The organism is Agromyces sp. GQ35 (genome assembly GCF_059758475.1).
Window position 1 is genome coordinate 2263312 of sequence record NZ_JCAXEO010000001.1, and the last position, 26304, is coordinate 2289615.

The 26304-nt window shown below is 66.9% G+C and carries 22 protein-coding genes and 1 tRNA gene; 15 read left to right on the top strand and 8 right to left on the bottom strand.

What is annotated here, in order from left to right; translation table 11 throughout:
• Window positions 1-4: 4 nt before the first annotated feature.
• The 4 genes from AC6CH0_RS10450 to AC6CH0_RS10465 all read left to right on the top strand — a co-directional run bounded on the left by AC6CH0_RS10450 (window position 5) and on the right by AC6CH0_RS10465 (window position 3423).
• A complete protein-coding gene (locus tag AC6CH0_RS10450; RefSeq protein ID WP_498100427.1) occupies window positions 5-1144 on the top strand; it encodes a hypothetical protein in 1140 nt (379 codons plus the stop codon).
• Window positions 1131-1826, top strand: a complete 696-nt coding sequence (locus tag AC6CH0_RS10455) for a response regulator transcription factor (protein ID WP_498100429.1) — start codon at window positions 1131-1133, stop codon at window positions 1824-1826. Before AC6CH0_RS10450 ends, AC6CH0_RS10455 begins: the two co-directional genes overlap by 14 nt.
• Window positions 1827-2441 (top strand): thymidine kinase, encoded by a 615-nt coding sequence (locus AC6CH0_RS10460; protein WP_498100431.1) that lies wholly within the window; start codon window positions 1827-1829, stop codon window positions 2439-2441.
• A 106-nt stretch (window positions 2442-2547) separates the two neighbouring features.
• Window positions 2548-3423, top strand: a complete 876-nt coding sequence (locus AC6CH0_RS10465; RefSeq protein ID WP_498100433.1) for a universal stress protein — start codon at window positions 2548-2550, stop codon at window positions 3421-3423.
• A gap of 18 nt (window positions 3424-3441) precedes the next feature.
• Here the strand turns inward: AC6CH0_RS10465 and AC6CH0_RS10470 are convergent, their stop codons facing one another.
• Window positions 3442-4098: a CPBP family intramembrane glutamic endopeptidase gene (locus AC6CH0_RS10470; protein ID WP_498100435.1), complete on the bottom strand. Its 657-nt coding sequence runs from the start codon at window positions 4096-4098 to the stop codon at window positions 3442-3444.
• Between the two features lie 175 nt (window positions 4099-4273).
• Between AC6CH0_RS10470 and AC6CH0_RS10475 the strand changes: the two genes are divergently transcribed.
• The 3 genes from AC6CH0_RS10475 to AC6CH0_RS10485 all read left to right on the top strand — a co-directional run bounded on the left by AC6CH0_RS10475 (window position 4274) and on the right by AC6CH0_RS10485 (window position 7839).
• Window positions 4274-5707 carry a tyrosine-protein kinase domain-containing protein gene (locus AC6CH0_RS10475; RefSeq protein ID WP_498100437.1) on the top strand — a complete coding sequence of 478 codons (1434 nt, stop codon included), beginning with the start codon at window positions 4274-4276 and terminating at the stop codon, window positions 5705-5707.
• A complete protein-coding gene (locus tag AC6CH0_RS10480; protein ID WP_498100439.1) occupies window positions 5704-6315 on the top strand; it encodes an arsenate reductase/protein-tyrosine-phosphatase family protein in 612 nt (203 codons plus the stop codon). Before AC6CH0_RS10475 ends, AC6CH0_RS10480 begins: the two co-directional genes overlap by 4 nt.
• Window positions 6316-6399: 84 nt before the next feature.
• A complete protein-coding gene (locus AC6CH0_RS10485) occupies window positions 6400-7839 on the top strand; it encodes a sugar transferase (protein ID WP_498100441.1) in 1440 nt (479 codons plus the stop codon).
• Between the two features lie 30 nt (window positions 7840-7869).
• On the opposite strand, the gene AC6CH0_RS10490 is transcribed toward AC6CH0_RS10485, so the two are convergent.
• From AC6CH0_RS10490 to AC6CH0_RS10500, 3 genes are read right to left on the bottom strand one after another with little or no spacing between them, the layout of a single operon-like run.
• Window positions 7870-9384, bottom strand: coding sequence for a lipopolysaccharide biosynthesis protein (locus AC6CH0_RS10490; RefSeq protein ID WP_498100443.1), 1515 nt, complete (start codon window positions 9382-9384; stop codon window positions 7870-7872).
• Window positions 9344-10606, bottom strand: coding sequence for a polysaccharide pyruvyl transferase family protein (locus AC6CH0_RS10495; RefSeq protein WP_498100445.1), 1263 nt, complete (start codon window positions 10604-10606; stop codon window positions 9344-9346). The genes AC6CH0_RS10490 and AC6CH0_RS10495 overlap by 41 nt, the downstream gene beginning before the upstream one ends.
• Window positions 10603-11658 (bottom strand): glycosyltransferase, encoded by a 1056-nt coding sequence (locus AC6CH0_RS10500; RefSeq protein WP_498100447.1) that lies wholly within the window; start codon window positions 11656-11658, stop codon window positions 10603-10605. The genes AC6CH0_RS10495 and AC6CH0_RS10500 overlap by 4 nt, the downstream gene beginning before the upstream one ends.
• A gap of 210 nt (window positions 11659-11868) precedes the next feature.
• Here AC6CH0_RS10500 and AC6CH0_RS10505 point away from each other — a divergent pair, with 210 nt between their 5' ends.
• From AC6CH0_RS10505 to AC6CH0_RS10535, 7 genes are all read left to right on the top strand, one after another.
• Window positions 11869-12699, top strand: coding sequence for a glycosyltransferase family protein (locus AC6CH0_RS10505; protein WP_498100449.1), 831 nt, complete (start codon window positions 11869-11871; stop codon window positions 12697-12699).
• A gap of 74 nt (window positions 12700-12773) precedes the next feature.
• The gene (locus AC6CH0_RS10510; RefSeq protein WP_498100451.1) at window positions 12774-13835 is read left to right on the top strand and encodes a glycosyltransferase; all 1062 of its coding nucleotides are present in this window, start codon (window positions 12774-12776) and stop codon (window positions 13833-13835) included.
• A 41-nt stretch (window positions 13836-13876) separates the two neighbouring features.
• Window positions 13877-15658, top strand: coding sequence for a glycosyltransferase (locus AC6CH0_RS10515; RefSeq protein WP_498100453.1), 1782 nt, complete (start codon window positions 13877-13879; stop codon window positions 15656-15658).
• Complete coding sequence (locus tag AC6CH0_RS10520) at window positions 15658-16920, top strand: O-antigen ligase family protein (RefSeq protein WP_498100455.1); 1263 nt, start codon at window positions 15658-15660, stop codon at window positions 16918-16920. The genes AC6CH0_RS10515 and AC6CH0_RS10520 overlap by 1 nt, the downstream gene beginning before the upstream one ends.
• A 245-nt stretch (window positions 16921-17165) precedes the next feature.
• The gene (locus tag AC6CH0_RS10525) at window positions 17166-18884 is read left to right on the top strand and encodes a DUF4012 domain-containing protein (RefSeq protein ID WP_498100457.1); all 1719 of its coding nucleotides are present in this window, start codon (window positions 17166-17168) and stop codon (window positions 18882-18884) included.
• Window positions 18885-18980: 96 nt separating this feature from the next.
• Window positions 18981-19472, top strand: a complete 492-nt coding sequence (locus tag AC6CH0_RS10530) for a hypothetical protein (protein ID WP_498100459.1) — start codon at window positions 18981-18983, stop codon at window positions 19470-19472.
• Between the two features lie 109 nt (window positions 19473-19581).
• Window positions 19582-20667 carry a heparan-alpha-glucosaminide N-acetyltransferase domain-containing protein gene (locus AC6CH0_RS10535; protein ID WP_498100461.1) on the top strand — a complete coding sequence of 362 codons (1086 nt, stop codon included), beginning with the start codon at window positions 19582-19584 and terminating at the stop codon, window positions 20665-20667.
• Here the strand turns inward: AC6CH0_RS10535 and AC6CH0_RS10540 are convergent.
• On the bottom strand, window positions 20647-21141 hold the full coding sequence (locus tag AC6CH0_RS10540) for a VanZ family protein (protein WP_498100463.1): 495 nt from the start codon (window positions 21139-21141) through the stop codon (window positions 20647-20649). The two genes, AC6CH0_RS10535 and AC6CH0_RS10540, sit on opposite strands and share 21 nt — an antisense overlap.
• A 93-nt stretch (window positions 21142-21234) precedes the next feature.
• Between AC6CH0_RS10540 and AC6CH0_RS10545 the strand changes: the two genes are divergently transcribed.
• Window positions 21235-22545: a UDP-glucose dehydrogenase family protein gene (locus AC6CH0_RS10545; protein WP_498100465.1), complete on the top strand. Its 1311-nt coding sequence runs from the start codon at window positions 21235-21237 to the stop codon at window positions 22543-22545.
• A gap of 70 nt (window positions 22546-22615) precedes the next feature.
• Here AC6CH0_RS10545 and AC6CH0_RS10550 read toward each other — a convergent pair.
• The 3 genes from AC6CH0_RS10550 to AC6CH0_RS10560 form a co-directional block, all read right to left on the bottom strand.
• Window positions 22616-22689 (bottom strand) — tRNA-Pro (locus tag AC6CH0_RS10550).
• Between the two features lie 69 nt (window positions 22690-22758).
• Entirely contained in the window at window positions 22759-23730 is a 972-nt protein-coding gene (locus AC6CH0_RS10555) for a metallophosphoesterase (protein ID WP_498100467.1), read from the bottom strand.
• A 10-nt stretch (window positions 23731-23740) separates the two neighbouring features.
• On the bottom strand, window positions 23741-26299 hold the full coding sequence (locus tag AC6CH0_RS10560) for a transglycosylase domain-containing protein (RefSeq protein ID WP_498100469.1): 2559 nt from the start codon (window positions 26297-26299) through the stop codon (window positions 23741-23743).
• Window positions 26300-26304 lie beyond the last annotated feature (5 nt).

A 26304-nucleotide genomic window follows, 5' to 3' on the forward strand; every position in this document is an offset into this window, starting at 1 on the left:
GCGCATGCGGCTGACCCAGCAGGAGGCCGACCCGATCGGGGCGATCACCGCGTCGCCCATCGTGACGATCGGCGCCGCTCTGGCCTTCGCCTTGGCGGTCGTCATGACCTGGTCGCACTGGGGCGAGGTCGGGTCGCCGGTGGCGGCCGTGCTGGCGATACTGCTCGTCGCCGCGGCGGGCGTCGTGGCCGCGGTGTCGGCCACACCCGCGCGCGCCCCATTCGCGGCCGAACGTCTCTGGCTCGTCGTCACGCTCTCGGTCGGTGCCGCGATTGCGGAGTACGTCAGCTCGATCGGCAACAATCGCTACCTCTACGATGATTTCGGCCCTGCGGTGATCGGCATGCTGATCCTCTCGCTGGCGCCGTTCAGCACCTGGGTCTCCTCGGCGCTGGCGGGTGTGCTCTCGGCGGCCGTGCTGTCGATCCTGGTCGTCGGAGCTTCGGCCTACACGGTGTCGGATGCCCCGATCGCCGCGCTCATCGCGGTGAACTCCGCCCCGGTACTGGCGATGTCGGCTGCTGCCGCGGGATACTCGTACGGCATCATCGCCGAGACGCTCGCCTGGCAACGGGAGGCCAATCGTGCGGCACTGCAGCGCGATGCCGAACTCCGCGCCGGCATCGCGCGGTCGGTGCAGCAGGGCCGGGTGTCGGTGCTCGGGCGTGAGGTGCTCCCGTTCCTCGCCGGCGTGATGACGGCCGATCGCATCTCGGTCGCCGACGCCGACCGTGCCCGCGAACTCGCTGAGGCGCTCCGGCGAGCGCTTCGTGCGGGCATCGAGTCGACCTGGCTCGACGACCTCGCCGCCAACGTGCGCCTGGGCCACGGCATCGACACCATCATCGACGATCCCTCGGGCGCCGCCGCCGACCTCGGTCCCGATCAACGAGCAGCGCTGACGGCACTCATCTCGTGGCTCGGCGACGCCGCGCGGTCGCGTCTGATCAGGGTCACCTTCACGAGCGAAGGTGAGGAGGGCGAGCGCGGCTCCATCACGCTCGTGACCGAGACCGGAGCCGCCCCGCCCACTCGACGTGAACTCGATCGGTTCGTCGCAGTGGCGCGTGCGGTGGCGTTACGAGCAAATTCGGCGCTGACGCGAGAGAATGTCACTGTGGAGTTGAGCTATGACATCGACTGAGCCGGTTCCGGCACCGGTCGCCCCTGCGCCGCGGCATCGGCTGGCGCTGCTCGACGACCACGAACTCATCGTCGACAGCCTCGCGCGGTGGTTCACCGATTTCGCTCCCGATTTCGACGTCGTCGTGCGTGCGACGAGCTGGATGGAGCTCGTGCGCCACCCCGAATTCCCCGTCGACCTGGTGCTGATGGACCTCCAGCTCGGAGACACCGTATCGATCGAGTCTCGCATCAGGGCGTGCCGCGCCGCCGGCGCGAAAGTGCTGGTCGTCACCGCGATCGACGACGAAGATTCGCGGCAGCGATCACTCGTGGCCGGTGCGGCGGGCTTCGTCTCCAAGACGATGCCCGCTGAAGAGCTCGTCGACAACGCACGACGAGTGATGCGCGGCGAGCGCCTGCAGCGGCATCCGGCGGGTGATGGGGCGCATGGCGGCGATTCCGCAGGCGGGACTGAATCCGGGCCCGAACCGGTGGCGCTGAGCGCCGCCGAAGAGAAGGCGCTTCGGTACTACGCACAGGGTCTCAGCACGGTCGAGGTCGGCCGGCGCATGGAGATCGGCTACGAGACGGCGAAGACCTACCTGCGGCGAGTGCGCGAGAAGTACGCCAAGGCCGGGCGTCCGGCGAGCCGCAAGTCAGAACTGATCCGCCGCGCGGCGGAAGACGGGTATCTCGAATAGATGGCGAAGCTGTACTTCCGCTATGGGGCGATGAACTCCGGCAAATCGACGGCGTTGCTCCAGGCGGCGTTCAACTATGAGGAGCGCGGCCACCAGGTGCTCCTCGCGAAGCCGGCGATCGATACCAAGGGCGATCGCGACATCGTGTCGCGACTCGGGGTCGTGCGAGAGGTCGATTTCACCATCGCGCCCGACACGAGCGTGATCGACCTGTTCCAGTCACTGCGCAATCGGGTCGTCGAGCAGCACGGGCGCGACGTGAGCTGCCTGCTCGTCGACGAAGCGCAGTTCCTGAACTCCGACCAGGTCGACGATCTGCTGCGCATCGCGCTGATCGACGGCGTGCCGGTGCTCGCCTACGGCATCCGCACCGACTTCCAAACCGTCGCCTTCCCCGGCAGTCGCCGTCTGCTCGAAGTGGCGCACAGCCTCGAAGAGCTCAAGACGATCTGCCGCTGCGGTCGCAAGGCCATCTTCAACGCTCGGCTCATCGACGGGCAGTTCGTCTTCGACGGCGATCAGGTCGCGATCGACGGCGAGGCGGTCACCTACGAATCGCTCTGCGGCGTCTGCTATCTCGAAGAGAGCGGCGGGGTGCTGAGCGGTCGGCACTGAGCGACCGGCGCCGTGCCGCGGGATCGTCTCTCGCGATTCCCTCCGGAGGGCTGGCGTCATCGGGTACCGCGCGTGAAAATGGAGGCAGAACCCGCGGAGGTGCGTCATGAACGAGATCGCGGTCGGTGTCAGCACCGGAGGCTCGGCGACGATGCGCGCCGTCCGGTGGGCAGCGGAGCGGGCGTCGGCGCGCGGCATCCCGCTTCGGCTCGTGCATGTCGTCGACGAGTCCGAAGGGCTCGGCGCTGGGGTCCCGGGCGGTGAGGCCTCGGGCGGTGAACTGCTGCGCGCCGCCGACGACCGGGCGCACGCATGTCTCGAGGAGGCATCGTTCGCTGCGACCGGCGTCGATCCCGTGCTCGAGGTCGTGACCACGCTCGAGCGTGGATCACCCGTCGAGGTCTTCGAGCGCATCTCCGAAGGCGTCGCGATGCTCGTCGTCGGCAGCGACTGGCACGGCGGTACGCGAGCCAGCCGTCGTCGCGTGCACAGCCTGCGCATCGCAGCGGCGAGCCACGCACCGGTCGCCGTGATTCCCGACCTCGACCTGGCCGGACGCAGCGGCGTCGTCGTCGGCGTCGACGGCTCGCACATCTCCGACAATGCGCTCGCGTTCGCTGCCGAAGAGGCCGACCGCCTGCACGAAACGCTGATCGCCGTGCACTCGTGGGACGTCGTGGCGATGGTCGGCGGAGAGTACGGCTACGGTGCGCCCGTGATCGCCACCGACGACCTGGCGCAAGCGGAGTCCGAGATCCTCGACGCCGCCCTTGCGCCGGTTGCCGTCGACCATCCGGGGCTCGAGATCAGGCGCATCGTCGTCGCCGGCGATCCGGTGCACGATCTCTCCGATGCGGCAGCCGGTGCCGCGCTGCTCGTGGTCGGCAGTCACGGGCGAGGCGCCCTCGCTCGCTTCCTGCTCGGCTCCGTCAGTCAGGGCGTGCTCGCGAACCTCGAGGCGCCGACGGTCGTCATCAGGTGAGGCCCGGCGGAAGCCGATTCAGAACGCGAGCAGTGCCGCAACGAGCAGGCCGTTGAACACGACATGTGCGACGATGGCCCCGCCGAGACGCCCGGTCGTCACTGCGAGCACGCCCGTGGCGAGGCCGAGCGCGAAGGTGCCGGTGAAGGTCACGGTCGCCGCCGTGGCTGAGAGCCCGACGCTCACCGTGAGGTGGGCGAGCGCGAAGAGGAGCGCGCTGACGATGACGGCCACGGATGCCGCAACGCGTCGCCCCCCACCGGTGCGCCGTGCGAGTGCCCGAAGTACGAGGCCCCGGTAGAACGACTCCTCGATCACGGGTCCCAGGAGCACGGGCGCGAGGATCATGCCGAACCACAGCGCGAACCCGGTCGGCGATGCGAGCACCCCTCCGTCGAGCGAGGTGCGACCGGTTGCGGTGAGCTCGAAGAGGCTCACGACCCCGCGTGCGAGCAGGCCCGCGCCGGCACCCCACAGCAGGTCGAGCCAGGTGAAGCGGAGACCGAAGTCGGCCCAGCGTGAACGGCGGCCCCGCACGGTGTCGGCGACGCTGAGCACGACGACGAGCGGGAGCCACACTGCGAGGTACCCGACGAGCACCTGCATCCACTCGTCGACGACGACGGTGCGGGTGACCCACGTCCAGCCGATCGAGCATGCGGTGGCGAGGAGCATGCCGATCGCGGCATCCGAAAGCCCCCAACGCTGGCCCGTCGCGTCGAATACGACAGATCGGCGAGTGTCGGTTGTTGACAGCCCCCCACCCGGCGGGGCATCTTGAGAGGGTGCCACGGCCCAAGCGTATCCGTGTCACGATTCAGCACGCTCGGGGGAACGGGGACTGAACAACGTGGAATTGCGCGACTACATCCGTACATTGCGGCAGAGCTGGGTGTTGATCGTGTTGCTCACGTTCCTCGGCCTGGGGGCTGGAGTGGCGCTCTCGATTGCGCAGACGCCGAAGTTCAGCTCGTCGGCGAAGGTGTTCGTGTCGACGTCGAACGGCGGCACGATCGGCGAATTGCAACAGGGAAATGCGTTCACCCAGCAGCGCGTGAAGACGTACGCCGACCTCGCCACGACGCCCATCGTGCTGCTGCCCGTCATCGCAGAACTGCAGCTCGACCTGACGAGTGACGAGTTGGCCCGTGAAGTGACGGCGGGGATCCTCCCCGACACGACCCTCATCGAGATCACGGTGATCCATGAGGATCCGGCGCTCGCGGCCGAGGTGGCGACCGCGATCTCCGAGAGCCTCACGACGGTCGTGGAGTCGATCGAGACGACGGGAACGGGCGAGACGGATGCAGCAGGTGAACCGACGACCGCTTCGCCCGTGAGCCTCACGCTCGTGCAGCACGCCGCCGTGCCCCAGAAGCCCGTGAGCCCGAACATCGTGCTGAACATCGCGCTCGGCGGCCTCATCGGAATGGTGCTCGGCGTCGGCGCGGCGGTCCTGCGCGAGACCCTCGACACGCGCATCAGAAACCAGCGCGACATCGAATCCGTCACGAACGTTCCCGTGATCGGCGGCATCGTCTTCGACCCGAAGGCGAAGGATCGGCCGCTCATCGTGCATGCCGATCCGCACTCGCCGCGAGCCGAGTCGTTCCGGGCACTCCGCACGAACCTGCAGTTCCTCGATGCCGGACGGCCCGAGCGTTCCTTCGTGGTCACGTCGTCGATCGAGTCCGAGGGCAAGTCGACGACAGCTGCGAACCTCGCGATCGCACTGTCGGATGCCGGTGCGAGGGTGCTGCTCGTCGATGCCGACCTGCGCCGGCCGAAGGTCTCGTCGTACCTGGGGATCGAGGGGGCAGTGGGCCTGACCGACGTGCTCATCGGTCGCACCGAGCTGGTCGACGTGATCCAGCCGTGGGGGCGCAGCCAGCTGTATGTGCTGCCGTCCGGGCGGGTGCCACCGAATCCGAGTGAGCTGCTGGGCTCCTCCGCGATGGTCGACACGGTGGCCGAGTTGAACGCGGCATTCGACGTGGTGCTCTTCGATGCGCCGCCACTGCTGCCGGTCACGGATGCCGCGGTGCTGACCCGGGCCGCGGGCGGAGCCATTCTCGTGGTGGCCGTGGGGCGCGCCCACAAGGGACAGGTCAAGGGGGCGTTCTCGGTACTCGAGAACGTGGACGCGAAGGTGTCGGGCATCGTGCTGACCATGCTGCCCACGAAGGGACCCGACGCGTACGGCTACGGGTACGGCACGTACGGCTACGGCTACGGCTACGGCTACGGCTACGAACCCAAGGAGGAGACGGTGGGCGGCGCGTGAACGTGCTCGTCGTGTGCACCGGGAACGTGTGCCGATCGCCCCTGGCCGAACACTTGCTCGCCGCGAGACTCGCGGAGTCGGGCAACGACGACGTGCGGATCTCGAGTGCCGGCACGCGGGCGCTGGCGGGCCGGCCGATGACTCCCGAGGCCGCTGCACTCTCGCGTCGCTACGGCGCCGAACCGGGCGAGCACCTCGCGCGTCAACTGACTGAGCAGATGGTACTCGCTGCCGACCTGGTACTCACCGCCACCCGTGCCCAGCGCGCTGAGGTCGCGGAACTGGTGCCGCGCGCCGCCCCACGTGCGTATACGCTCCGAGAGTTCGCCAGAGTGCTCCGGTTCCTCGTGAGTGATGACGCTCTCGACACGCAAGCTCCTCTCGGCCCCGGCTCCGAATCCCGCCTGCAGCGGGCTGCCGATGCCGCTGTCCGATCCCGAGGCCTCGCGCCACCGCCGTCCGACCCGAACGACGACGACATCCTCGACCCGTACCGCGCATCCCAGGCGGTCTACGACGAGGCCGGCCGACTCATCGACGATGCCGTCGATGTTGTCGTGGCCGCGCTCGCTCCTCCATCGGTGTCGGGTGGTCGCGGTGGTTCATAGCGATTCAGCGAACCGGAATCAGCTCGTGCTCGACCGGAGCGGGGGCGGCTCATGGTGATGGGTCGGTTCTACGCGGCTGCCACGATGACGACGTCGGCGTGGGCCGCGAAGCTCGCGACGCGAGTGCGGATCACCGACCTGCTCGTGCTGTTGTGGGTGGTCTTCGGCACCCAGATCGGCTGGGTGGGTCTCGACCGGAGCGCGAGGGGATTCAGCGGTTCGCGCGGCGACATCACCGTCAGCTACACGATCGTCTCGTTCGTCATCGTCGTCGCCTGGATGATCGCGCTCGAACTGTTCGATACTCGATCCCCGCGTGTGCTCGGGCTCGGAACGCAGGAGTATCGCGCGGTCGCCGATGCTGCGGTGCGCCTGTTCGGACTGGTCGCGATCGTGGCGTTCCTGTTCAAGGTCGACATCGGTCGCGGATACATCCTCATCGCCTTCCCGCTCGGGGTTCTCGTGCTGGTCTTCTCGCGATGGATGTGGCGGCAGTGGCTCGGCGTGATGCGCCGGCGAGGCGAGTACGCCTCTCGGGTTCTGCTCGTCGGTTCCGAAGTGTCCGTCAGCGTGATCGCGCGCGAGTTCGCGCGGATGCCGGAGGCGGGCTACCGGGTCGCCGGCGCGTGTCTGCCCGGAAGCGGCGGCGATCACCTGCCGGGAACCCGTATCCCTGTGGAGTACGGGGTCGAGCATGCGCTCGCCGTGATGCGGGACTTCGGCGCCGACACCGTCGTGATCACGAGCGCCGACGAGCTCGGGCCAGATCGAGTCCGCGAGCTCAGCTGGGGCCTGATCCCCGGCGCGGAACACTTGGTCGTGGCGCCGAGCCTGATCGACATCGGCGGCCCGCGCATCCACACGCGGCCCGTCGCCGGCCTGCCGCTGATGCACGTGGAGACCCCGAAGTTCGAGGGCCGGAAACTGGTGGCGAAGCGGGTCTTCGACCTCATCATCTCGTTCGCCGTGGTGGTGGCGCTCTCGCCGCTGCTGGCGGTGCTGGCGGTGTGCGTCAAGGCGACGTCTCCGGGCCCGGTCTTCTATCGGCAGGTTCGGGTGGGCCTCAAGGGCCGCCCGTTCACGATGTTGAAGTTCCGGTCGATGACCGATGGTGCCGACGCCCAGCTCGCTGATCTCCTGGCTCGGAACGGCACCGATACGACACCGCTGTTCAAGGTGCAGAACGATCCGAGGATCACGCCCATCGGCCGGACGCTCCGCAAGTACTCCCTCGATGAGCTGCCGCAGCTCTTCAACGTGCTGCACGGGAGTATGAGCCTCGTCGGACCGCGTCCGCAGCGCAGCGCCGAGGTCGAACTCTACGATCGGGCTGCCGGCAGGCGGCTGTTCGTGCAGCCGGGAATGACCGGCCTCTGGCAGGTGGGCGGCCGGTCGACCCTGTCGTGGGAGGAGAGCGTGCGCCTCGACCTCTACTACGTCGAGAACTGGTCGATCACGGGTGACCTCACCATTCTCGTGCGGACGTTCCGCGCGGTGATCCTCCCAGGCGCCGAGTCTCCATGATCCGCCTCGGAACCCCAAGCGCTGCGCAGGTCAGCCACGGCTGAACGAGCGACGCGCCACGGCGATGACCCCTGCGTACTCCGTGCGGATCGCCGGAATCAGCGCGGCGGCGGTGTACGTCGCGACCACAGCCGAGACGGCAAGAAGGAGACCGACGAAGGCGGGCGCCTCGGGCAGGAGCAATGTGGCGAGCCACGCAACGCAGGATGCCACTGCCGCGACCGTCATCTGGGTCAGAGCGTTGAGGAACAGGGGCGCCACTCGTATCCCCGCGGACCGGGTGGCCCAGATGAGGGCGATCGGGGCTGCAAGGACCAATGCCGCGGTCAGACCGGCGGCAACACCGAGCGGCCCCGCCCATGCGAGGGCGAGAACTCCGCCCACTTTCAGCACGAGTGAGACGAGCGAGTAGGCGCTCAGCGAGCGACCACTGCCGGTCGAGACGAAGATCCAGTTGGCGACCACTGCGAACCCCTGCATCGCCGCTGCCACCGAGAGCACGGCCACGACTGGCGCTGCTGTGATCCACTGCGGGCCGAGAACGACCTCGACGACCTGGTGAGGTGCTGCGATCATCGTCGCCGTGATCGGTAGCGTGACGAGCAGCAGCGCGGTCTGACCTGTTCTGACGAACGACGCGAGCCGGCTTCTCTCGCCCTGAAGCTTGCTGAGGACCGATGTTGCGACCATGGTCGCGGGCGCCCGGATCTGCGACATCGGCAACACGGCCAGTTGATAGGCACGGTTGTAGTAGCCGACCGCGCTCGCCGAGCTCGTCCATCCGACCGCGAGCGTGTCGATCGAATTGCCGACCTGGATCAGTATCTGTGACGCCGACACGTGCATTCCGAACGCGAGCAGTGCGCCCGTTCCGGGTGCCCGGCGCGGGAGACCCGGAACCCACCGACCGACCGCGATCGAACCGACCATCGTCACCACGGGAATCACCACCGCCTGCGCCACCAGTGCCCAGTATCCGGCCCCGGCCAGCGCGAGCACGATCGCGGTGGCCAGACCCGACACCGCTGCGAGCACATCGATCGTGGCCACGGCGCGAAAGCGCATCGACCTCTGCAAGTTTGCTCGGTACTGGGTCGTGGCACCGTTGATCAACGGCACGACCGCGATCGCCTGCACGACCCCGACGAGCGCCGGCTCATCGAAGAGGCCGCCGAGCCATCCCGATGAACCGAGGAGGAGCGCGCCGATCACGGCGCCGATGCCGGTGTTGATCCAGAAGAGCGCGTCCCGCTGGCCCTGGTTCAGTTCGGGTGCACGGATGGCCGCGGCAGACAGTCCCAGGTCGCGCACGGTCTCCGTCACCGCGAGGATCGTCGTGGCGATCGCCACGTATCCGAAGTCCTCGGGTGGCAGCAGCCGGGAAAGGATGAGCAGGCCGGCCGCGTGAAGCGCGAATCGTGCGATCTGCCCGGTACTGAGATGGCGGGCGCTGCGGGCGGCGCGATCTCCTAGATCGCTCGTCACGGTGCCGACCTCGGAGAATTCACCGGCAGGGCCGCCGCCCGCGAAGACGACGACGGACATCCGACGCGAGATCGATGAGCTGTGTTCGCGGTCCCGAGAGTTCGCGGGCCACGCGCTGCCTGCTCGCCATCCGCTCCGCGGCTCGTTCCCCACTCGTCGGTGCCTCCACCGCGGCGACCGCGAGTTGTGCGTTCGCCATCGCAAGCTTCGTCATCTCCGCCGCGCGTTGGAGATCCGAGCTGGATCCGCCAAGACGCAGGGCGGTGCGAGTGGCCTGCGCCAGGTCGCCGAGCTGGACCATCGTGGGGGACTCGTCATCCCACGTTCGGGCATACGCGCGAACTTTGTTCAGCAGAAGGGAGACTCGGGGCACGCCGTACGCGGAGGCAATGATGTGGCCGTGCAGCGAGGTGCCGACGAAGAGTTCGGCGCCGGCAACCAGGTCCGCCTTCTTCAACGGGTCAGCGTCATCGGAATACTCGACCTCGAGGGTCGGCGATCGTTCGAGGAGGCGCTCGCGAATCCGTGAATAGCTGAGTGACGAGTCGTGGCCCGGCGCCAAACCTGCCGGCATGAGTGTCAACCGGCCGATCTCCGCGAGTCCACTACCGAGAATCGCCGAGACGACCGAGTCCGTGCCCGCCTGGGCGACCCACTTCTCCTTGATCTGGAACACCGCGTACGGAGGTGTGCGCGCCCTGCCGAGGCGCTTCGAAGCGAGCAGCGAGATCGCCTGCACGAGATCTGGAGCGAGGGAGTGAGTGATTCCCTCACGCTCGAGGAGCCTGCTCGACGCGACATCCCGAACGCCGATGAAATCCGCCTCGCGGAGCGCCGCCACCGCCTCGATGCGTCGCGAGCCCTTGAGGCCGTCGATACCTGAGAGCCCCGCCGAGTTCACGATCAACGGGATGTCCATGCTTCGCCCGAATGCCGATGGCCGAGGGAGGTACGGCGATGCCCAGCGGCTGTGCGCACGCGGTGCGGCCGTCGTGCCGCCGGCCATATGAAGCGCGGACTCCATGGACGTTCCACCGACCTCGCCGCCGACCACCCACAGTGCACGTGCCGCTCTGTCATGCAGCAATGGCCAGTACTCGAGGACCTCGCCCGGGACGACCCCCAGCGCCGAGACATCCGCCGAAATCGGCGCGGTCGCGAGGGTCTCTCGAGGGTGAAGCAACGTTCGGGTGAGCTCGAGGAAGAGCAGGTCTCCGAAGTTGTCGCGTTCGTACGCGCCGACGAGCGCGATCGCTCCGTTCGACCCTCCCGCCTCGCTCACGAGCTTCGCTCGCTCTCAGGGTGCACCAGGGCCGCCGCTCGGCACGCTCGTTCGAACGGTCCTGCGAGGGCATCGACGGAGAACCGATCGATGCCGGACTGTCGGGCCCGTTCGCCGAGCGTGCGTCGAAGGCTGGGATCTGCAAGCCTCGCGAGTGCGCCGGCGAGTTCGTCGACTGAACCCGGCGCGACGAGCAGACCGCTCCCATCGAGCGCCCAGCCCATCGGGGGAATATCCGAGGCGACGACTGCTCGGGCGGCGAACATCGCGTCGATCGCCTTCGCAGGAAGCTGGCCGCGGGCGAAGGCCCGATCCAGACTGGGAATGGCAACGATGTCCGAAGCTCGCACAAGTGCCAGTCCATCGGCCATCGACGTCTGCCCGACCCAGCGTTCCCAGGGGCTCGCGTCGGCGGGCGGAGCTGCGGTGATGACGAGGCGAAACCCGCTCGACGCCAGCCTCGCGACAGCGGCACGAAGTACCGCGAGGCCCTTGTGCGGGTTGTCTGTGCCGACGAAGGCGACGGTCGGACTCGTCGTGTCGCGGATGTCGCCCGGCAGATCGGGGGTCCTGGCGTGCCCGACCACCGTTCCGCCGTATCGTGCCTGAAGCACCGGATTGCTGACGAGGACGGGAACGGTCTTCGTCAGGCGTCGAAGCTCACGGATCGCGGACTGTCGTCGGAAATAGCGCAATTCTCGCGCAAGTGCCCGGATCGGACGCTCGAACGAGAGGCGGCCTTCGAGATCGGGGTCGTCGATGTCGAGGAGCAACGGTCGTCCGGCTCGAGCGGCGCCGACGTGTGCAAGGCCGAAGGTCTCCCTGAGCGGCTTCACGGCGATGATCAGATCGACGTCCGAGAAGACCTCGCCCGCAGTGATGGCGGTCGGGTCGACACGGTGAACGGTGTTCGCGAAGTCCGTGCCCTGGAGCGGCCCCCAGACGGAGGATCCGTGCGTTGCGTAGACCCGCGCCCGCCAGCCCAGTCGCTGTGCCAGCAGCCACAAGCTGTATGTGCGACCCAGCGAGTTGTCTGCGGTGCTTCTCGTCACGAATGCCACAGACAGTAACCGCATGTGCGTCCTCACGTGTCGGTTCGATCGGCGGAGCCCCCCTACGCCTGCGATCAGCCTATCCATGACGACGATGACATCGTAGGGTGGCGATCGGGTGGGTTGTCCATTCACTGAACCGGGGGAGGTTGAGTGGCCAAGAATCCGTTGCGCGCATATTGGTGGTCGCCGAAGCGATCGGCGACGACGATGAGCGCCGAGCTCAGACATCATGTCTCGGCATGGATGGCGCTCCGGGGTGCGTCCCGCTCGTTCACGAACTTCGGCGACGAGCTGAGTCCGTTGGTGCTCGAAGCCGTCACCGGGCGACGGGTCGCCTGGGCGGCGATCGGTCGGGAGGACGTGGTCGCCGTCGGTTCGGTGATCGCGGCGTACCTTGCTGGGAACGGGCGCGGCTACGTCTGGGGCAGCGGACTCAACCGTCCGCTCGGGGAGCTCGGCCTGACGCCGCCGACCAACGACGCGCGATTCGTCGCCGTGCGAGGACCCATGTCCAGGCGTGAACTCCGTCTCGATGTCGGCGTTCCGGTCGGAGATCCCGGGCTCCTCGCGAACCATCTCGTCATCGATCGCCCGGCCCGCACGGGCGGTTCAGCGGTCATTCCGCATTTCACCGTGTACAACAACCGTTCGGGGCGGCAGCGGATCGGGATGCTCAAACAGCGGGGATATCGAATACTGTCCCCGACCACCGAGCCGCGAGAAATGCTCAGGGGGATTCTGTCCGTCGACCGGGTCTACAGTTCGGGTCTGCACGGAGTGATCCTCGCGCACTCTATGGATCGGCCCGGCCGGCTCATCGATTTCGGCGACCACCGCACGCAGGCGAGTTACAAGTACCTCGACTACTACGCCTCGGTGGGCTCGGAGAATCCAGACGTCGCAGGGTGGAGGGACCTGTTGGGGAACGGCACACGACAGTCAGATCCGAACGGGATGGCGGCCGAGCTCGATCGGCTTCGTCCCGGCATCGAGTGTGCTCGGTCCGCACTCGTCGAAGCAGCGGAGGTCTTACGGTAGTGGCGACGACAGCACCAGACCGGGGGGAATCTGATGCACGATCGCGACAGCCGGTCCGTCGCTATCTCCGGTTCATGCCTGCGATGCGAAGCGCGTACATCGAACGCTTCCAAGGCTCGCCGGACTCCACGACGCTCTACCTGTACGGCGAGTACATCGATGAGTCGATCATCGATCGAACACGGTATCGACGAGCGCGAAGGCCCGCCGTCCTGCGGGCAATCCTGCGCTGGGAATACGAGACCCTTGCGTTGCCCGAGCCGTTCTGGATCACGCAGCTCCCGTTCGTGACGCTCCTCGCTCTGGCAGCGCGACTTCGAGCGACCCTCACCCGACGACGACTGGACATCGTCACGTACGCCATCGAGAACGCCGACAGCTCGCTCCTGCTCGGACTTCCGAGCCGGCTGCCCGCTCTGGTTCGGCGTCGGCTCCTGTCGTTGGTCGCATCTCCCTACGTTCATCTTCTGGATCGCGTCGCCTTCGGCACGGACGGAGCGCGGCGAAACTACCTTGAGGGACTCAACGGGGCTGTGCGCGAGCGGGTCTCGGCGCGCTCTCGCGTCTTCGAACCGCTGGCGCCGAACTGCTCCTGCATGTCAGGCGTCGACAAGATCGCGCACTCCGTTCTGTTTCTCGGTCCGTTCGAGGAACGAAAGGGCCTCGACGTGGTGCTGGAAATCTGGCCGGATGTCCTGAACGAGGTCCCCGATGCGATTCTCACCGTCTGCGGAGACGGTCCACTTCGAAGTGATGTCGAGTCGATGGCGCGACGCTACCCGGGCGTGCATCTGATCGCGGGAGCCTCCCGTTCGCAGATGCATCGACTTCTGGCTGAGGCAGGCATCCTCGTCACCCTGCCCAGACCGATGCGACGTTGGCGCGAGCAGATCGGTTTGAGCATCACCGAGGGACTCTCTCATGGCTGCCATCTCGTGACGACCGACCAGACGGGGCTGGCCGAGTGGTTGCGGAGCCACGCCCAAACCGTCGTCCCCGCTGAAGACGTCGTGGCAGCGAAAGAGGCGTTGACGTTCGCCATCCGCACCGGGCTCCCCGGCGCAGGGCCTGCGATGCCGACGACCGGCGGCCGAGCGCTCGCGGAACGGTGGATGTACGGAGGGCACGACCGATGAGGGAATGGCAAGGTCATGGCGATGAAGGGGCGCGAAGCGAGATGAGATGGTCGATCATCACCGTCTCGTTCAATAGCGCCGAGACTCTTCGCGCGCACTGGACCGGTTCGCTCCCCGAAGGAGTCGAGTGGTTGGTCGTGGACAACGACTCCGCGGATCGCTCGGTGGATGTCGCACGCAGCCTCGGCGCGCACGTGCTGCCGCTCGGCGAGAACATCGGCTTCGGGGCAGCCAACAACATCGGCTTCCAGGTGGCGAGAGGCACGTACGTCGCGTTCGTGAATCCCGACGTCACGGTCGACTTCGACTCCTTGCCGGTGCTCGAAAAAGCGCTGGGGGATGGCGGCGGGTTGGTCTCGCCGCAATTGACGTTCGGCGGCGGGGCCCTCCAGCCGAACGGCCGGCTCGCGCCGTCGTTCAGTAACAAGCTCCTCAGCCGCCTCGGACGGCGCCGCGCGATCGAGCGCTATCACGTCTACGCCGGCGCCGGCGAGAACGTATACGTCGCCTGGTTCATCGGTGCATCGGTGGTCGCGACGAAGGAGGATTTCATGAAGTTGGGCCCGCGCGGCCCGTGGGACGAGACCTTCTTCGTCTACTACGAAGACTCCGATCTCGGGCTCCGCGCGTGGCGCGAGGGCCTGACCGTCAGAATCATCGGGGATGCGAGGTGGGAGCATTCGTGGTCGCGCGACACGATGCGCCCGAGCCTGCGACCCTGGCTGCTGGAGTTCGCGTCCATGGCGAAGTTCTACTCGCGGTACCCCGACCTCGTCATCGGCTCGGGTCGATCGAGATTCCGACCGCACCACGAACGCTGGGGAACCACGGTGAAGGAGATCGCACGCGAGAAGCGCGAGTCTCCGGAGATCTCGTTGTGCTTGACGGTACTCGACGAGGCTGCGACGATCCCCACGTTTCTCGCCGCTCTGGAGCGGCAGACACTGATGCCCACGGTGGTCATCGTCGCGGACGGTGGTTCACGCGACGAGACGGTGGCGCTCCTGCACGCGTGGAATCCTCCGTCGGGAACGCGTCTCGTGGTGATTGAAGCTCCCGGGGCGAACATCTCCGAGGGCAGGAATCGTGCGATCGGCGAGGCTGAAACCGAGTGGATCGCCGTGACCGACGCCGGGACCGATCTGATGCCGGATTGGCTGGAACGGCTGTCCGAGGAGATGGAACCCGGCGTCTCCGTCGTGAGCGGCTTCTTCGAGCCGCAACCCGGCACATTCATCGCTTCGACCATCGGGGCGGTGATCACTCCGCTTGCGTCGGAGGTGGATCCGGAGACGTTCCTGCCCTCGAGCCGTTCGGTCGCGTTCCGGCGTCAGGTATGGGTTGATGCAGGGGGATATCCGGAGTGGTTGGACTACTGCGAGGACCTGATCTTCGATCTTCAAGCGAAGCACAACGGGGCCGTCTTCGCATTCGCAAGGACGGCAGTGGTTCGTTGGGACGCTCGCCCGACGCTCGCCGCCTTCGGTCGACAGTACTACCGGTACGCGCGTGGTGACGGGAAATCGGGGTTGTTCGCGCGCCGCCACATCGCGCGGTACCTGGCCTATGTCGTGGGTGCCGTACTGCTCTCGAGTGCGTGGCGCAAAGGATCAGGTTGGCCGATCGCGGCGTTGGGCGCCGGCGGAGTGGCGTACCTGGCGAAGTTCTTCCGACGGGTCGAACGGCGTCGAGGTCCAGTCGTCAGCCATCCGACCGCATCATTCCTGTTGACGCCGTTGGTCGTCGTCATCGGTGATGTCGCGAAGATGCTCGGCTACCCAGCCGGCCTGATCTGGCGGAGACGTCGGGGGGAGGCCGAGTGATGGTCGTTCGCCACGATGCCGTCGTTGCTGAGAAGCGTACGCTCGCCGTTCCCGGACACTCCGCTCCGCTGACGGCGCTGTTCTTCGTGACGCTCCTGACGACGGTGTCCCGCGGCGCAATCGAGCTGATCGTCGGCAAGTCGCTCGCATACGGCATTCAGGTCGCCGTCATCGCGCTGTTCCTCGGAGTCCTGCTCGCCACAGGCGCTCGATCCACGAGGCGGCTCACGCCGAACCTGGTCGCCGCGTACCTCTTCCTGCTTGCGGCATTGGCATCGATGGTGGTCTCGTCGGTGGTGAGCGGCATCGACTATGCCTGGCTCTACGTCGTCGTCATGTGCTTCTACGTGGTCATCCTGATCGCCTGCAACAGCTTCGAGTTCGCGGCTGTCGTTCGCATCGCCGTCGGGCCTGTCGTCAGGGCGGTGGCCGTCATCATGATCGGTGTCGCCCTGAGTCAGCAGTATCTCGGCTTCCGAGTCTTTCAAGGCAACGATTCCGGCACATTCGGAACGACGCTGAGACCTGCCTCGCTGACCGGGAGCTTCCTGCACTACCCGATCGCCCTCTCCCTCCTGGCATTCGCACTGCTCGGCATCTACGCGCAGACGCGGCGGCCGAGCTATCTCGTCGTCGGACTGCTCAGCTTCGTCGGGGTCGCCGCCAGCCTCTCCAGGTCCGGGCTGGTGCTGTGCATCGTCGGCCTGGCAGCAGGCTTCGTGCTGATGCGAGACCTGAACGGCAAGCTCAAGCTCCTCGTGGTGGTGGTGGTCGGCATACTGCTGCTCGCGCTCGCCGGGCCATCCGATCTGCTGTTGAGTCGCATGCTCAGCATCTTCCAGGCGGATGGCGCTGGAAATGCGGTTCGCCTGGGTCAGTGGAGTCACCTGCTCGGCGAGTGGTTCGCGTCGCCGCTCGTCGTCGGGAGTCAGACCGGTGTCTACACCAACGTCACCGGGAACTTCGCGAGCGTCGAGAGCAGCGTGGCGGAGTCGAGCGTGCTGCAGCAGTTGATCAACTTCGGACTCGTCGGCTTGATCGCCTTCTACGCGGTGATGATCGGAAGCGTGCGTGCCTGTCCGTCGAAGACTCCGTGGTTTCGTGCGGGACTCGTCGGCGCGTTGGCGCAGAGTTTCGTCTATCAGTCGGTCGAGGTCCTTCCATTCATGGTGATCTTCGCGCTCATGCCGGTCATCGCTGCACGGTATCGCTCCATCGGAACGGCGCCTCCCCTTCTCCGCGCACCAGGGCTACGCTACTGATCGTGACGCCGTCTTCCGGGGGTGGGGAGTCGTCGAGTCGGAACCATGGGGATGGGTCGTCCGATCGACGCAGCGAGTCGAGCCATGCACGAGCATCGCGTCGACCCGCTTCGGCACAGGATCGGCATCATTCGAGTTCCGGCCGCTCCCACCACCACCACCACCACCGATCGAGGCGGGCACGCCGCGCCAAACGTCGCCGACGCATCCTCGTCTGGTCCGCCGTCGGGGTTGGGACGCTCCTCGTGCTCGCCGCCGCCTGGGTGGGCATTCGGGCTTTCCTCGCCAAGGGCGAACTCGAGGCCGCTGTTCCCCTTGCGACGACGATTCGGCAGTTGGTGATCGACGGCGACGCCGATGCCGCGCAGGGTTCGGCAGGCGAGTTGGCCGGCCGCGCGGCATCCGCTGCCTCGTTGACGGGCGACCCGATCTGGCGCGGCGCCGAACTCGTGCCGTTCGTCGGGCCGAACCTCGAAGTGATGCGCGTCATGGCGGCATCCGTCGATCTCATCGCCCGCGACGCCGTCGTGCCGTTGGCGACCAGTGCGGGCGCCGTCGACGTTGCCGCGTTCGCCCCTTCGGGCGGGGGCGTCAACCTGCAGCCGCTGGTCGAGATGCAGCCTGCCGTGCACGCCGCGCGAGTGGCTTTCGATGGAGCAAAGGCGGCGCTCGCGGTCGATACTGTCGCCGAAGCGCAGGTGATCGGACCGCTCGCCGATGCGCGCGACGAACTGACAGCGATGGTCGTCGAGACGGGTGCGACGATTGCCGGGCTCGATCGTGCTGCGCAGCTGCTGCCCGCGATGCTCGGTGCAAACGGACCTCGTGACACGCTGCTCCTGTTCCAGAACAACGCCGAACTGCGCTCGACAGGTGGCGTCTCCGGAGCTCTTGCCACACTCCACGCCGAGGGCGGGGCGGTCACGATGGCACAACAGGCGAGCTCGAGCGACTTTCCGAAGTACACCCCGCCGGTCGTGCAACTCCCGATCGAAACGCGCGCGCTGTGGGGCGACAACACGGCCAGCTACATCCAGGACGTCAACTTCACGCCGCAGTTCCCGCTCGCTGCAACGATCGCCCGCGAGATATGGAAGCGGAAGTTCGGCACCGAGGTGCAGTCCGTCGTCGCGGTCGACCCGGTGACGCTGAGCTATCTGCTTCGGGCGACCGGGCCGATCGCTCTCGGCACCGGCGAGGTGCTCACGAGCGAGAACGCCGTGCAGTTCCTCTTGCGCGATGTCTATGCGCGGTACCCGGTCGGACAGCAGGATGCGATCTTCGCAGAAGTCGCGGCCGCCGCCTTCGGCGCCATCACGGCTGGAGGCATCCAACCGGAGCCGCTCATCCAGGCGCTCGCTCAGGCGGGCGCCGAGCGCCGCATCCTGATCTGGAACGCGAATGTCGATGAGCAGGCGATCCTCGCCGACACGACGCTCGCCGGCGGGCTGCCGGTGAGCGATGACGGGCGTCAAGCGTTCGGTGTCTATCTCAACGACATGACCGGGTCGAAGATGGACACATATCTCGACGTCGAGTTCGGCGTCGGCTCGGTCACCTGCCGGAACGACGGCTTGCCGAACTATGAGATCGTGGTGCGGTTGACGAATACGGCGCCGGCGGACGCTGCAACGAGCCTGACCGCGTACGTGACCGGGGGTGGCCGATTCGGCACACCACCGGGCTCGATCACCACATCCGTGCACGTCTACAGCGCTCAGGGCACATACAACCTCGGCGTCATGCTCAACGGCGAGCCGACGGGGTACCACCCGACCTCTGACGCCGGATACACGCTCAGCAAGGTCGTCGCCCGGCTGGCGCCGGGGGAGAGCGCCGAGTATCGGTTCGGGTTCCTCGGCGGCGAAGCGGGTGAGAAGAAGCCCCTCATCGAAGCGACACCACTCGTTTACACACCAGTAACATCCGGGGTCGCGCTTTCCTGTGACTCTGCCCTATGGTGATGGAGTGTCATCTTTCGGGGAGGTGGCACCTCCGGGGGGACTCCGATCAGGCGTTTCTCCGCGCTCATGAAGCAATACTGGGGGGTAAACGCAATCATGATCAGAAAGATTCTTGCGACCGTCGCCATTGCGGCTGTCGCGCTCATCGCAGCGCCGACTGTCGCTCAGGCAGCCGGCTACACCGGCCAGGGAACCAATCTCACGCTCACGGTCGGCGAAGTCGGCACCATGACGTTCAGCGGGCTGCCGGCCAGCACACCGTCGACGGCAACCGCGCCAGACGCCGTCACCTTGGCGGTACTGAAGGCATCGAGCGCCGCGAAGCCGACGGATGCGTCCGGCTCGGTGACGTACAACGTTTCGTCGAACACACCGGGCACTTACACGATCACCGCGACAGCGGGTCAGTACGTCGCCACGGGGACACTGACCGTGGTTCCCGCCGACTCGGCCGCCAGCACCGGTATCGCCGCGACGGGATACGACATGCCGATGCTGTGGCTCTGGATCGCCGGCGGCGCGCTGCTGCTCGGCGCGGCACTCATCGTCGTTCTCAACACCGTGCGGCGTGGCCGCAACCAGGCCTGAGTCTGCTGCAGCGCACCGCTGAGCAGTCCCGCGGCCTCCCGCTCGCGCGGTGGAGTCCCGGATCAGCTGATCCGGGACTCCACCGCGCGCTGGCGTTCCACCACCACCGATGGCGCTGACGGCGACCACGTCGCGCGTCATCGGCGTCGACACGGCGCGAGGGCTCGCGCTGATCGGCATGTTCGTCGCGCACGTCGCTCCTGCCGCCGACGACGCCGGAATCGCCGCGCTTCTCGCCGTCGCCGATGAGCGGCCCCGACTTCTCTTCGCTCTCACCGCCGGCGTGGGGCTCGGATTCATCACCGGTGGCACCCGTCCGATGCCCGATGAGGGGCGATCCCGCGGCATCCTGCGCCGGCAGATCGCGATCCGTGCGATCGCGCTGATCGTCTTGGGGCTGACCATCGCGTACACGTTGCACCCGCTGGTATACATCATCCTCGACGTCTACGGCCTTGCCTTCCTCATCACGCTGCCGCTGCTCTTCCTGCCGCCCCGAGTCACCCTCGGACTCGGCATCGGCCTGCTCGCGGTCGCGCCCGCGCTGGCCGAGATCGCCACGCGCACCGAATTCGCCGGTGACGTCCGTGCAACTCCGTTCGGCATCCTCGCCGATTGGGTCGTCGGTGGTGCGTACCCGGTGATCGTCTGGGTGCCGGTCATGCTCATCGGACTCGCGCTCGCACGGCTGGACCTCGGGTCCGCCCGAACCGTCGCGCTCACCGGCCTCTTCGGTCTCGCAGCCGCATGGGTGCTGTTGCCGCTCGCGGCGACATTGCCCGCGCCGGAGTTGGCGTCGGATGCCGCGTGGTCCGTGCCGTTGCGCGCCTCGCTCGAAACCTTCGCCAACGTCGGCGTCGGCGCCGCCGTGCTGGCCGTGCTGCTCTGGCTCACCGGTCTCGCGTGGTCCGGTGTGCGCCGAGTCGCGACTGCACTGGCGTCACCCGTCACCGCGATGGGCTCGATGCCGCTCACGATCTACACCGTGCACCTCGTCGTCATCGCGTCGGCGGTTCGCACGGACCCCGAGACCGGAGTGCTCACCGACAACTCGTGGGCCCTGGTCGTTGGCCTCATCGTCGGATCGATGCTCTTCGCGTGGCTGTGGCGGCGGTTCATCGGCCGCGGTCCGCTGGAGTGGGCGCTGGGCGTGTTGAGCGGGCGGTCGCGCCGCTCAGCCGGCGACGTGACGTGAACCGCCGGTCGAGCGTGCCACGACCGCGAATGCTGCGCCCAGTGCGACCCCGAGGGTGTTGGCGATGACGTCGGAGACCGTGGCCACCCGCGAGGGGATTGCGAGTTGAACGAGCTCGATGACCGTGCTGCCGAGGCATCCGGCAGCGATGATCATCCACACCGGTACGCGGTCGAACGCCAGCCTCGCCAGCAGACCGATCGGTGCGAACAGCACGATGTTCGCGGTGAACTCGAGCGCCACGGCCGCCGGTTGGCGAGGCACGCCGAACGAAGCCAGCGAGTCTGCTGCCCACCACACGAACCCAGTGACCCGAGCGGCGTCCTGGGCGGGGGAGAAGACGATGAGCGCGACCACGACCAAGTACGGCACCAGCAGGATGCGGGCGATCCGGTGCAGGCGATCGCGCGGCGGGTCTGCCGGGTCGACGACCCCCGTCGCGGCATCCGATGTTCGCTCGTCGTTCGACTCCATCCCAGCCATGTTAGGCGGCGCCACGGGGACTGGAAAGGAGAATGGGCGGCTCGTACGAGAGAATGAGAATCCACCCCGAACGAAGGGCTCTCAATGCGCATCTCGGTCATCGGCTGCGGGTATCTCGGTGCAGTGCACGCTTCGGCAATGGCCGAGCTTGGCCACGAGGTCGTCGGCATCGATGTCGACGAACGCAAGATCGCAGCGCTGACGGCCGGCCGGCCGCCGTTCTACGAGCCCGGTCTGCCCGAGATCCTGAAATCGGCGACCGCCACCGGGCGGCTGCGATTCAGCACCGACATCGCGGACGCTGCGGATGCCGAGGTGCACTTCGTCGCCGTCGGCACGCCGCAAGCCGCCGGTACGACAGCGGCCGACATCTCGTTCGTCGATGCTGCGTTCAGTGGGCTGCTGCCGTACCTCGCCGAAGGCTCGCTGGTGGTCGGCAAGAGCACCGTGCCCGTCGGTACGGCCGCGCGTCTCGCCGCGCGCCTGGCCGAGGAGGCACCGCACGCGAGCCTCGCGTGGAACCCGGAGTTCCTACGTGAGGGGTTTGCCGTGAAGGACACCCTCGAACCCGATCGGTTGGTCTACGGGGTCGCGACGAACGACGAGGGACACGCGGCATCGGTGCTCGATCACGTCTACCGTGCCGCTATCGAAGCGGGCACACCTCGAATCGTCACCGACTATGCGACGGCCGAGCTCGTGAAAGTCGCTGCGAACGCGTTCCTCGCCACGAAGATCAGCTTCATCAATGCCATGTCCGAAATCGCCGATGCGACCGGCGCGGATGTCACGGCCCTTGCCGACGCCATCGGGCACGATGTGCGCATCGGGCGGCGCTTTCTCAACGCGGGCGTCGGGTTCGGGGGTGGCTGCCTGCCGAAAGACATCCGCGCGTTCACCGCACGCGCCGAAGAGCTCGGACGCGGAGACGCCGTCGCTTTCCTCAAAGAGGTCGACACGATCAACCTGCGTCAGCGTCAGCGCGTCGTCGACCTCGCAGTGGCAGCGCTCGGGGGTTCGGTGTACCGCAAGAAGATCGCGGTGCTCGGGGTCACCTTCAAGCCCGAATCCGACGATGTGCGCGACTCGCCCGCCCTCGACGTCGCCGTTCAACTGAATGGCCTCGGCGCCGACGTCATTGCGACCGACCCCCACGGTGTTGAGAATGCGCGCGCGCGGCACCCACAGCTGGAGTACGCGTCGACGACGCGCGATGCACTCCACGGCGCCGAACTCGTAGTGCTCGTCACCGAATGGCGAGAGTACCGATCGCTCGACCCTGCCCATGTCGCGACGCTCGTCGCGGGGCGCCGCATCATCGACGGCCGAAACGTGCTCGATCCAGCTGCGTGGCGCAGCGCCGGCTGGGAGTTCCGCGGCCTCGGTCGCCCGTAGCCCGAGTCTCGCTCGATCCACCGGACGGAAACAGAAGAACCCCCTCCGTGAGGAGGGGGTTCTCACCCGGTCGGGGTGACAGGATTTGAACCTGCGACCTCGTCGTCCCGAACGACGCGCGCTACCAAGCTGCGCCACACCCCGGGTCGGCCCTTGCGGGCCTCATCAAGAATAGCCGATAAATGACGGTGGCCCGACCACCGCCCGATCACACTATTCGGTGGGTACGAGCGTCAGCAGCGTGGCCTCGGGCGGGCACGCGAACCGCACCGGAGCGTAGATCGAGGTGCCGAGTCCGGCCGAAACGTTGAGGAACGCAGAGCGGAAGCCGTGCCGCCAGACGCTGAGCCCCTTCACCTGGTCGCGAGGGATGTCGCAGTTCGTCACGAGTGCACCGAACCCGGGCACGCACACCTGCCCGCCATGCGTATGACCGGCGAGCATCAGCTGGGCGCCGTGATTCACGAACGAGTTCAACACGCGTTGATACGGAGCGTGGGTCACGCCGACGGTCACGGTGGAGCGGGCGGCGGATGCCTCGTCGGGCCAAGTCTCGTCGCCGAGCGGGTCGTCGGCGCGCAACTCGTCGATCGCCGCCGTGATGAGATCGAGCCGGTCGTATCCCTTGTGCGGGTCATCGACGCCGAAGAACTCGAAATGCGTACCGCGAAGGTCGAGCGCGACAGCGGTGTTGTCGAGATCGTGCCAGCCGAGCTCGTCGAAGAAAGCGTGCAGCTCGGCGATGTCGAGTACCTTCGCCCGTGGCCCGAGTCGTGACGGGCCGGTGAAGTACGCGAACGGGTTCTTCGGCTGCGGCCCGAAGTAGTCGTTCGAACCGTTGACGAAGACTCCCGGCACACCGCGGAACGCCTCCAATGCGAGACGAATGCCCTCGATGCCGCGCTCGTGGCCGAGATTGTCACCGGTGTCGACGATGAGGTCGGGCTTCAGGTTCGCGAGACTTCGCACCCACTCCTGTTTGTCGCGCTGCCACGGCGCCATGTGCAGGTCGGAGAGGTGCAGCACGCGGATCGGCGCAGCGCCTGGAGGGAGCACCGGAACGTCGGCCTGTCTGAGCGTCCAGCGTGTGCGCTCGACGAGGCTGCCCCAGGCGAACGCGGCGGCGCCGGCTGCGGCGATCGCGATGGCGATCGCCGCAACCGGTGAGGTTCGAGTCTTCGTCACCGGTTGCCGGCTAATCGTCGGCCGGGGGCAGAGTGGGGAGTCCAGCAGCATACGTCACGCTGACAGTCTCACCCTTTTTCGTGGCGGTGCCCGCCGCAGGCGTCTGGCCGTTGACGGTACCGCTCTGGCCGCCGCCGCCGCCCTGGAATTTCAGCCCGACCTGTTCGACCGCGGCCTTCGCCTGATCCTTCGTCATGCCGGTGAGGTCTGGCACGGTGACACCTTGACCGTTGCTCGTAGAAACGCGGACGGTCGAGCCTCGACCGGCCAATCCGCTGGGGTCTTGGCTGGCGACGGTGCCCGGCGGAAGGTCTGAATCGACGTCGCCCGCGTGTTCGAAGCCGAAGCCGGCCGATTCGAGCGCTTGCTTTGCGGCGTCGAGTGAGAGCCCGACCACGTTCGGCACTTCGGTCTGTACGTTCTTCAGGGCGCCCTCGGCAGGATCAGGGAATTCGTCGCCGCCGTACTTCGCGTTCGCGACGGACATGACGCGCGGCCAGATATAGTGTCGGATCTGCGCGGCCTGCCCGGCGTCGAAATACTCGTTCCGTAGGTTGACGTGGCCACTCGCGTTGAACACCCCGGCGACCGTGGCAACCTTCGTCGACGTGCCGCTCATCCAAGTGGCTTCGTTGTTGTCGGAGGTTCCGGTCTTGCCGGCCATCGGGACCCACGGCTCGGTGCGTCCATTCGAACTGGTGGCGGATCCCTGACTCAGCACGCGTTCCATGGCATATGCCATGCCGGCGGCTACATTGGGGTCGACGGACTGCGCGCAATCCGCCGTCGGGGGAGCAACCTCGTTGCCAGCACCGTCGATGATCTTGTCGATCGCGATCGGCTTGCAGACGTTGCCGTTGCCGCCGACACCGGCGAACGCTGCGGCCATGGTGAGCGGCGCGATCTCGTTGGTGCCGAGGATCGTAGCCGGGCTCTGTACGAGCGGGGCGCTGTCTGCGCGGTGCACCCCGAAGGACTCCGCCGTCTTGCGGATACCGCAGAGGTCGAGTTCTTTCGCCATGGCGACGAAGCCCGTGTTCGTGGAGTTGATCGTCGACTGCAGGGCGGTCATGCTGCCGCCGTTGCCGCCCTCGTCGTTCTTCGGGTTCCATCCGGGCGCTGACTGGGGGCCGTTGCAGCTGTCTTGGAACGTGCCCCAGTCCGACTTGCGGCGCCCGTCGACGCTCTCATTCAGCGAGTGTCCTTCGGCGAGCCATTCGCCGACCGTGAAGATCTTGTACGTCGAGCCGGGCTGGAAGCCTGACGAGCCGCCGTAGGCCTGGTCGGTATTGAAATTGACGGCCGACGCGGTACCGCCGCTTGCGGCGATCACGTCAGGATCGTTGGAGTAATCCTTGTTCTGCGCCATGGCGAGAACGCGGCCGGTGCCGACCTGTACCGAGACGGAGACCGCGCCGACATCGAATGATGAGGCGAACGGCACGAGTTCGCGGATCGCGGTGTCCGCGGTGGACTGCAGGTCCATATCGAGCGTCGTGTACACCTGCAAGCCGCCCTGTTCGAGCATCTGCACGCCTTCGTCAAGATCTTCGGTCTCGGGCTTGTCGTAGTGCTGAAGGATGACGTTCTTGACGTAGTCGCAGAAGAACCCGGCGCCGTTCGGCGCTGACTGGCAGCCGGTGCTCGGTTCGGTGATCACCGGGGCGATCGGCGTGGCGACGGCGGCGTCGTGCTCTTCCTGCGTGATCTTCTTGTACTCGAGCATGCGGTCGAGGATGTAATCACGCCGCTCCTTGTTGGCCGCGTACGGTGTCGGGGTTCCGGCCGCATCGACGCTGGCCGCGCCGTTCTCCTCGTCTTCGGGGCGATCGAGTCGGAACTTCTCGGGGTTGTTCGTCATCGCGATGAGGCTCGCCGCTTCGGGCAGGCTGATGTCGACCGCATGTTTTCCGAAGTAGTACATGGCTGCGGATTCGACGCCGTAGACCCGCCCACCGAAAGCGGCGATGTTGAGGTAACCCCTCAGGATGTCGTCTTTCGGATACTCCTTCTCAACCGAGATCGCGAGCCGGATCTCTTTGAGCTTCCGATCGGGCGACGTCTTCGTCGCTTCTTCGATCGCCTTCTCGCGCTCCTCTTCGTTGGCGTACTTTCGGACGGCATTGTTGATGAGCACGTTCTTGACGTACTGCTGCGTGATGGAGGAACCACCCTGGGTGGCTCCGCCGATGACGTACTCGTTGAGGGCCGCGCGAAGCGTGCCCTGCACGTCGACGCCGCCGTGCTCGTAGAACCGGGGGTCCTCACCGGCGATCGCGGCATCCTTGAGGTATTGGCTGATCTGCTCCCAGGCGACCTCTTCGCGGTCCTGGTCGAAGAAGGAGGCGAGGAGCACTGGGGAGCCGTCGGCCGCCGTCGCGTAGATGTCGGACTTCTCTGCGAGCGCGCCGATCTCGAGATAGCTCGGCATGTTCTCGAACACGGAGATGCTGTTGTTCGCGGCCATACCGGTGACGGCGAGGGCCGGAGTCACGGCGGCCGTGACGAGCACGCCGGCGAGAGCGCTCATGCCGACGAAGCCGAGAATTCCGACGCCGACGTCGCTCATCGTAC